Annotated in this window: 5 protein-coding genes, 1 tRNA gene and 1 rRNA gene; all 7 read left to right on the forward strand. The window is 36.3% G+C overall.

Annotation, left to right across the window (positions count from 1 at the left end):
• Positions 1-22 precede the first annotated feature (22 nt).
• Positions 23-1399 carry a chromosomal replication initiator protein DnaA gene (gene dnaA / locus T515_RS11870; RefSeq protein WP_036611381.1) on the forward strand — a complete coding sequence of 459 codons (1377 nt, stop codon included), beginning with the start codon at positions 23-25 and terminating at the stop codon, positions 1397-1399.
• 160 nt (positions 1400-1559) lie between these two features.
• Complete coding sequence (gene dnaN / locus T515_RS11875) at positions 1560-2681, forward strand: DNA polymerase III subunit beta (RefSeq protein ID WP_036611384.1); 1122 nt, start codon at positions 1560-1562, stop codon at positions 2679-2681.
• Positions 2682-2688: 7 nt separating this feature from the next.
• Entirely contained in the window at positions 2689-3795 is a 1107-nt protein-coding gene (recF, locus tag T515_RS11880; protein WP_036611388.1) for a DNA replication/repair protein RecF, read from the forward strand.
• A gap of 71 nt (positions 3796-3866) precedes the next feature.
• Positions 3867-5786: a DNA topoisomerase (ATP-hydrolyzing) subunit B gene (gyrB, locus tag T515_RS11885; RefSeq protein WP_036611422.1), complete on the forward strand. Its 1920-nt coding sequence runs from the start codon at positions 3867-3869 to the stop codon at positions 5784-5786.
• 64 nt (positions 5787-5850) lie between these two features.
• A complete protein-coding gene (gyrA, locus tag T515_RS11890; RefSeq protein ID WP_036611391.1) occupies positions 5851-8373 on the forward strand; it encodes a DNA gyrase subunit A in 2523 nt (840 codons plus the stop codon).
• 226 nt (positions 8374-8599) lie between these two features.
• A tRNA-Ser gene (locus tag T515_RS11895) sits at positions 8600-8689 on the forward strand.
• A 263-nt stretch (positions 8690-8952) separates the two neighbouring features.
• Positions 8953-9101: ribosomal RNA gene (locus T515_RS11900) — 16S ribosomal RNA — on the forward strand; the annotation flags it as partial.

Consider the following 9101-nt stretch of genomic DNA (forward strand, 5'->3'; position numbering starts at 1 on the left):
TTTATCTTTAAGGAGACCTCACATGAGTCATTTTGAAACCATACGCAACAACTGGGATGAAATTTTACAGATCATCAAAGAAGATCATGATATATTGCAGATATCGTTTGATACATGGTTAAGACCATTGAAAATATTTGACTTCATAAACGGTGAATTGCTGATAATTGTACCTGAAGAAGGATTTATTAAAGTACTGGAAAAAAAATATTCGCTTTTCCTGAAGGTAGCTATCGAGGAAAAGACCAATATTTCCGTAGAGGTTCGCTTCTTTGTAGAAAGTGATGCGCGGGAATACGTTAAGAAGCTTCAGGGCGCCAGAAATGATAAAAGAGACTCCAATATTATATTGGAAGAAACTCTGAAAGAGGCCAATCTTAATGCAGAATATACCTTCGATACATTCGTTGTAGGTTCCAGCAATAATCTCGCACATGCTGCTTCTCTTGCAGTAGCAGAATCTCCGGGTGAAATGTATAACCCGTTATATATCTACGGAGGTGCCGGACTTGGAAAAACCCATCTTATGCATTCAATTGCTCACTTCATATTGAAGAACAATCCGAAAGCTAAGATCCGTTATGTTACATCTGAAACCTTCATGAATGATTTCGTAGATTCAATAAGAAACAAGAACAACATAACTCCGGACGACTTCAGAAACAAATACCGGGAACTGGATGTTCTATTAATAGATGATATTCAGTTTATAGTCGGTAAACCTGGAACACAGGAGGAGTTTTTCCATACATTCAATACCCTGTATGAAACCAAAAAGCAGATAGTAATCGCTTCAGATAAGCCTCCGAAGGACATAGATAACCTGGAAGATCGACTTAGATCCAGATTCGAAGTCGGACTTATAGTAGACATACAGATGCCGGACTTCGAAACACGTATGGCTATTCTTCGTAAAAAAGAAGAACTCATGCATGTAAACATTGACAATGAGATCATCAAATATATAGCTACCAATATTAAATCCAATATCAGGGAACTTGAAGGAGCATTGACAAAAATAGTTGCTTATTCACGACTAAAAGGTCAATCTATAGAGCTTTCACTGGCTGAAGGACTGCTGAAGGATCACATAACACCTGAAGGTCCTAAAGAAATAACACCTGAATTGATCATATCTACAGTAGCTGAGCATTTTGGAATCACTAATTTAGAGATAGCCTCACAGAAAAAAAACAAAGAAATCGTATTTCCAAGGCAGATAGCCATGTATCTCTGCAGAAATATGACCGATGCTCCTCTAAAGAATATAGGAGAATACCTTGGAGGCAGGGATCATACCACTATAATGCACGGTATCGACAAGATATCCACAGAATTACGCACAAATGAACAATTGAAATCCACAATTGAAACATTGCGCAAAAAGATATCTCCGTAGAAATCTTTTTATAAACATTCTGTAAAACTGATATCAACATAGTTATAAAAGTGAAAGAACCCAATGATAGAGCCGTAGAAATGACTTTTTCACATTTCCACATCCCCTATTAGTAATACTAAGAATTATAATTATTAAATAATATAAGAGAGGCCTGATTATGAAATTACAGTTCAAGAAAAATGATCTGACTAATGCTATAAATATTGTTTCAAAAGCCGTACCTTCAAAAACAACCATGTCAATACTGGAATGTATCTTAATGGATTCTTCGAACGGAAAAATCCAGCTTATAGGAAATGATACTGAATTCGGAATTGAGACTGTTTGTGAAGGCACAATAGTAGAACCCGGAAAAGTAGCCCTTGAAACAAAGATTTTTTCAGAAATTATAAGAAGATTACCTGAATCTGATGATATGCAGGTAACAATTGAAACAGATGCAAGAAACAATACAATAATTACATGTGAAAATTCAGTATTTAAAATTGCCGGACGTGATGGTAACGAATTCACAGCACTTCCAAAGATAGATAAGACTCAATCTGTTTCTCTTTCACAATATACTTTGAAGCAGATCATTTCACAGACTATCTTCTCAATTGCTGTCAATGACAACAATAAAAAAATGACGGGTGAACTCTTTGAAATTAAAGATGATAACCTTACAGTAACCTCATTGGACGGACACAGAATCTCCATAAGACAGGTAAAACTCAATCAGTCATATGAATCTGCCAAGGCCATCGTACCTGGAAAAGCATTAAATGAACTTGTAAAGATTCTCAGCGGAGGAATATATGATGAGGTTGTTGTATATTTCTCAAGAAATCATATCATGTTTGAGTTTAATAATACTTTGGTAGTCACAAGACTTATTGACGGAGAATATTTCCACGTAGCTCAGATGTTATCAGAGGATTATGAAACAAAAATCGTTGTAAACAGAAAGAATCTTCTTGATTGTCTGGACAGATCCACAATTTTTGTAAGAGATAACGATAAGCAGCCGCTTGTTCTCAAGATTGAAGAGAATGTAATGGGTCTTAAAATCAATACAGATTTAGGAACTATGGATGCTGAAGTTGCCATCAAGAAGATCGGAAATGATCTTATGATAGGATTCAATCCTAAGTTCTTGGTTGACGCACTCAGAAATATCGAAGACGAGGAAGTATCAATATACATGTCAATTCCACGTTCTCCGTGCTTTATTAGAGATGACGAAAAGACATATAATTATATGATCCTTCCGGTAAATTTTAATTCAGATGCAGTGTAAGTTGTAAATGATAATAGAATCATTAGAACTGAAAAATTTCAGAAATTATCAGTCATTAAAAGTAAAATTAAGCCCAGGGACAAATATTTTTTTCGGAGATAATGCTCAGGGAAAAACAAATGTACTTGAATCCATATTTCTGGCATCTACAGCTAAATCATATCGTTCAGCCAGAGATAAGGATCTTATACAGTTCGGTAACGATGAAGCTCATATCAAGATGGAAGTAAGGAAACGAAGTGTTCCTTACCGTATAGATATGCATCTCAAGAAAAACAAATCTAAGGGAATAGCAATAGATGAGATACCTATACATAGAGCTTCAGAGCTTTTCGGACTGGCAAATATAGTAAGCTTCAGTCCGGAGGATCTTGGACTTATTAAAGACGGACCTGCAGTAAGACGCAGATTTATGGATTTGGAATTATGTCAGCTTGATAAAGTTTATTTATATAATCTGGCAAGATATAATAAAACGTTAAATCAGAGAAATAAGCTTTTAAAAGACATAAAATTCAAACCTTCTCTTATGGATACTTTATCTGTATGGGATGAAGAGCTTATAAAATATGGATCTAAGGTTATCGAAATCAGAAAAGATTTCATTGAAGAGCTTAAAGATATAATCATTGATATCCATCATCAGCTGACAGGCGGTGTTGAGAGATTAAAGATTACTTATGACGCAAATGTTTCAATTGAAAATTTTCAAATTGAACTATTGAGAGTACGGGAATCCGAATTGAAGCAGCAGATAACTTTGGCAGGTCCACATAAAGATGATCTGCTTTTCATGATCGATGATAAAGATATAAGAAAATTCGGTTCTCAAGGCCAGCAGCGAACAGCTGCTTTGGCATTAAAATTAAGCGAGATAGAGCTGGTACGAAAAAAGATAGATGATGATCCGATCCTTTTATTGGATGATGTTTTATCGGAGCTTGACTCCAAGAGACAGAATTATCTTTTGAATTTATTGAGTGATACACAAAATATTATTACTTGTACAGGACTTGATGACTTTGTGAATAATCGTTTTCATATCGATGAATTGTTTCATGTGGTAAATGGTACAGTTACGAATGTAAATGATAAAAACATTATTCCTGTATAGGATTTTATGAGGAAAAATAAATGGCAATTGAAAGAAATGAAAATGAAGATTTGTTAAGAGAAGAAGAGCTCATGAAAGGCTCGTCTGATTATGATGCAAATCAAATTCAGATTCTTGAAGGACTTGAAGCTGTAAGAAAAAGACCCGGTATGTATATCGGATCTACCTCCATCAGAGGACTTCATCACCTGGTTTACGAAATTGTGGATAACTCAGTTGATGAAGCTCTTGCCGGATTTTGTAATAGTATTCTGGTAATCATAAATAAAGATAATTCCATAACAGTAAGAGATGATGGAAGAGGAATACCGGTTGATATACAGAAAAAAGCCGGTAAACCTGCTCTTGAGGTAGTGTTCACAGTATTACATGCAGGTGGAAAGTTCGGTGGTTCAGGATATAAAGTTTCAGGTGGACTTCATGGTGTAGGTGCATCTGTTGTTAATGCTCTTTCAGAACATTTGGAAGTTTCTGTTTTTAAGAACGGAAAAATTTATAACATGAAGTTTGAAAGAGGAAAAGTTATTCAGGATATGACTATCATAGGTGATTGTGATCCTGAAAAGCATGGAACAGAAGTACATTTCCTTCCGGATCCTCAGATTTTTGAAGAAACAGTATACAGTTTTGAAACATTAAAAATAAGATTACGTGAAACTGCATTTTTAACAAAGGCTCTTAAGATAACTTTACGTGATGAAAGAGATGAACAAAAACATGAAAGTATATTCCATTATGAGGGTGGAATAAAGGAATTTGTGACTTATCTGAATAAGGGTAAGGATCCTCTTTATTCTGATGTCATTTATTGTGAAGGTGAGAGAGAGGGTGTTTTTGTTGAGGTTGCAATGCAGCATAATGACTCATACTCTGAAAACACATATACTTTCGTAAACAATATCAATACTCCGGATGGTGGTTCACATTTAACAGGTTTTAAAAATGCACTGACAAAAACATTAAATGATTATGCAAGGGAAAATAAGCTGTTAAAGGATTCCGAGCCAAATCTAAGCGGTGATGACATACGTGAAGGATTAACTACAGTTATTTCAGTAAAAATCGGAGATCCTCAGTTTGAAGGTCAGACAAAACAGAAATTGGGAAATTCTGAGGCACAGGTTGCTGTTCAGGGAATAGTAAGTGAGCAGCTGACATATTTTCTTGAGCAGAATCCTAGTGTTGCAAAGGCAATATGCGAGAAATCAGTATTAGCCCAGCGAGCAAGAGCAGCTGCAAGACGAGCCAGAGATCTTACAAGAAGAAAATCTGCATTGGATGGAGTAGGACTTCCTGGAAAACTTGTAGATTGTAACTCTAAAGATCCAAATGAATGTGAGATCTTTATTGTAGAGGGAGATTCAGCCCTTGGACCTGCAAAGGACGGAAGAAATGTAAATACACAGGCAGTACTTCCGCTTAGAGGTAAGGTCTTAAATGTTCAAAAGGCAAGACTTGATAAGATCTATGCAAATGAAGAAATCAAGGGAATGATCACAGCCTTCGGAACCGGAATAAAAGAAGATTTTGATATTACAAAATTAAGATATAACAAGATAATTATCATGACTGATGCGGATGTCGACGGTGCTCATATTGCAACATTGATGTTGACATTTATATACAATTTTATGCCTGAGCTTATTAAGCAGGGACATGTTTATCTTGCACAGCCACCACTTTTTAATATCACAAAGAATAAAAAGCATTATTATTGTTACTCGGATGAGGAATATCAGAATGTCCTTAAGCAGATAGGTGCTGAAGGTGCAGATGTATCAAGATTCAAGGGACTTGGTGAAATGGATACTGAAGAACTTGCTGAAACAACCATGGATCCTGAGACCAGAACTCTCCTTCGTGTAAATATGGTTGATGATGATAAGGCTGATCTGGATGTAACATTTACAACACTTATGGGTGATCAGGTTGAACCAAGAAGAGAATTCATTGAAGAAAATGCGAAGTATGTAACAAATCTTGATGTATAAAGATAGTTCGAAACTAACTTATATTTTTTATACGTTTTAACAAAGTAATTTGGAGGAAAAAATTTTGGAGCCAAATGTTTTTGATAAGGTCCAGGATGTAGATCTCAAAAAGACTATGGAAAACTCTTATATTGATTATGCCATGAGCGTAATTGTATCAAGAGCTATCCCGGATATTAGAGATGGACTGAAGCCTGTACAGAGAAGAGTTCTTTATTCTTTACAGACTTTGGGAGTAACACCGGATAAGAAAACAAAAAAGTGTGCAACAATCGTAGGTGAATGTATGGGTAAATTCCATCCTCATGGAGATTCATCTATTTACGGAGCACTTGTATATATGGGTCAGCCCTGGTCGATGCGCCATGTTTTGGTGGATAAACAGGGAAACTTTGGTTCTGATGATGGAGATTCTCCGGCTGCCATGCGTTATACTGAGGCAAAAATGTCAAAGCTCGCCGGAGAAATGTTGGCAGGAATCAATAAGGATACTGTTGATTTTATGCCTAACTTTTCAAATGAGTATGATGAACCGGAGGTACTTCCGGCAAAATTTCCAAATTTGATTGTAAACGGAGCAACAGGAATTGCTGTAGGTATGGCAACCAATATTCCTCCGCATAATCTGAGAGAAGTTATAAAGGCAGTGGATCTTATTATCGATAATAAGATAAATGATAGAGAAACCACCATAGAAGAAATCATGCAGGTAATTCCGGGTCCGGATTTTCCGACAGGAGGTATCATACTAGGAAGAAAAGGTATAGAAGAAGCTTATCGCACCGGAAGAGGAAAAATAAAACTCAGAGCCGTATGTGAAATTGAAGCTATGCCAAACGGAAAACATCGTATTGTTGTAAAAGAATTGCCATACGTAGTTTACCGTTCAAGAGTTATAGAAAATATTGCAGAACTAGTAAAAGACAAGAAAATTGACGGAATTACATACATTAATGATGCTTCAGGTAAAGGATCCACTTCAAAGATCAATATCGAGCTTAGAAGAGATGCAAATCCTAATGTGGTATTGAATCAGTTATACAAGCATACACAGTTACAGACAACTTTTGGCGTAATTATGCTTTGTATAGTAAACGGTGAGCCTAAAACATTGAATCTGATGGAGATTTTGGATGAATATCTCAAGCATCAGGTTAATGTTTTCAACAGAAGAACACGATATGATCTGAATAAAGCAGAGGAAAGAGCGCATATTTTAGAGGCTCTTCTTAAAGCTGTGGATCATATAGATGAGATAGTACATACAATAAGAGCTGCAGCTAATACTGAAGAGGCAAAGGCAAATCTTTCCGTAAAGTTTGGATTTGATGAAGTACAGGCTCAGGCTATAGTTGATATGCGATTAAGAGCATTAACAGGACTTGAAAGAGGAAAGCTTAAGGATGAGTATGATGATCTTAAGAGAAAGATCGCATATTACAATGAGCTTTTAAATAATCCTAAAAAGATGCTTGGTGTAATAAAAGATGAAATAGATGTTATAGCCGACAAATACGGTAATGACAGAGTAACAAAATTTGGATTTGATGATTCAATAGATGATGAAGACCTTATACCTGATGACGATACTGTAATTGCAGCAACCAGACTGGGTTACATTAAGCGTATGTCACCTGAGAATTTCAAACAGCAGAACAGAGGTGGCAAGGGCATAAAGGGAATGCAGACTATAAATGATGACATAATTGAAGATTTGTTTATGACAACAAATAAGCATTACATTATGTTCTTCACAAACATGGGACGCTGTTTTAGAATAAAGGCTTACAAGATTCCCGAAGCTTCACGCACATCAAGAGGTACTGCAATGGTAAATCTTCTTCAGCTGGCTCCGGATGAATATGTGACTGCATCTTTTGCAATAAGTGATGATTATGCCGATTCAGATCAGTATTTACTTCTTGCCACCAAAAACGGTACTGTAAAGAAGACACCTATATCTCAGTATTCAAATATCAGAAAATCAGGTTTGATTGCCATAGCTCTCAGGGATGATGATCGTCTTATTGAAGCAAAGCTGATAGATAAAAATGAAGATATCATGATCGGAACACGAAATGGTATGGCTATACGTTTCAACGAGAGTGATGTACGTATAACAGGCAGAAGCTCTTTTGGTGTACGAGGGATCAGTTTATCCGATGATGATGTTGTAGTTGGTATGCAAAAAATCAGTCAGGGAGATTTTGTGCTTGTGGTATCCGAGAAGGGTATGGGAAAGCTGACAAGTGTTTCTGAATTTAAGCTGCAAAAAAGAGGTGGTAAGGGTCTTATTTGTTATAAGATAACTGAAAAGACAGGAAATCTCGTTGGATTCAAGCTGACAGATAAATCCAGAGAAATAATGCTTATTACGAATGAGGGTGTAATCATAAGAATGTCTCTTAAGGATGCAAAGGACATAGGTAGAAATACATCTGGAGTTAAGTTCATGAATATAGAGGCGGATTCCAATGTTGTAATTGCATCTATAGCGAAGGTAAGAGAATCTACTACAGAAGCTGATATGCAAAGGGAAATTGAAGAGTCTGAGATTGGAAATCAGGAAGAAGATGAAAATAATTGATTCTAAATGATTAAAATCTTAAAGTTAAAGGGGCATACATTAGTATGCCCCTTTTATTGTACTGAAAATTTTTTGATTTTAGCAAATAATAGATGTAAAGAAGTATTGACATAAATTAAAAAGATTGTTAATATACTAAGGCACCTCAAAAAGCGGTGTAAAACGAATCCCAAAGACATAAAACCTTGGTAGGGAACGTTTAAAAGTCAATTATTGACTATAAGAAGGAGTAGTACTCAAGAGGCCGAAGAGGCGCCCCTGCTAAGGGTGTAGGTCGGATAAAACCGGCGCGAGGGTTCAAATCCCTCCTGCTCCGTTTTAACTTTAAAAAAGTTAAAAATGTGTTTGACAAATGAAAAGCAGTTTGCTAGTATAATCGAGCTGCAAAAAACACAGCAACGAACCTTGAAAATCAAAGATCGATTAATACACAGACCCTGAAGATTCTAAGAATTAGATTTTCAGAAACGATGCAAATCGTAAGCGAATTTATTCGCAGTAAAGAATAACGGACAGAACAAAAGCCAAGCTTAAGTTTTGAACGGGAAGAACTTAAAGAGCTGTAAGCTCTTAACATTTTAAGATGAGAGTTCGATCCTGGCTCAGGATGAACGCTGGCGGCGTGCCTAACACATGCAAGTCGAACGAGCGAGGTATGAAACCTAGTGATTACCGAGCGAGTGGCGGACGGGTGAGTAACGCGTGGGTAACCTGCCTTACAGAGGGGG

It is taken from the genome of Oribacterium sp. P6A1 (assembly GCF_000702885.1).
Lineage (GTDB): Bacteria > Bacillota > Clostridia > Lachnospirales > Lachnospiraceae > Oribacterium.

Bases quoted from the DNA above. Each gene is read 5' to 3' on its own strand.
- dnaN (WP_036611384.1), top strand. From the start codon at position 1,560: ATGAAATTACAGTTCAAGAAAAATGATCTGACTAATGCTATAAATATT.
- recF (WP_036611388.1), top strand. From the start codon at position 2,689: ATGATAATAGAATCATTAGAACTGAAAAATTTCAGAAATTATCAGTCA.
- gyrB (WP_036611422.1), top strand. From the start codon at position 3,867: ATGAAAGGCTCGTCTGATTATGATGCAAATCAAATTCAGATTCTTGAA.
- dnaA (WP_036611381.1), top strand. From the start codon at position 23: ATGAGTCATTTTGAAACCATACGCAACAACTGGGATGAAATTTTACAG.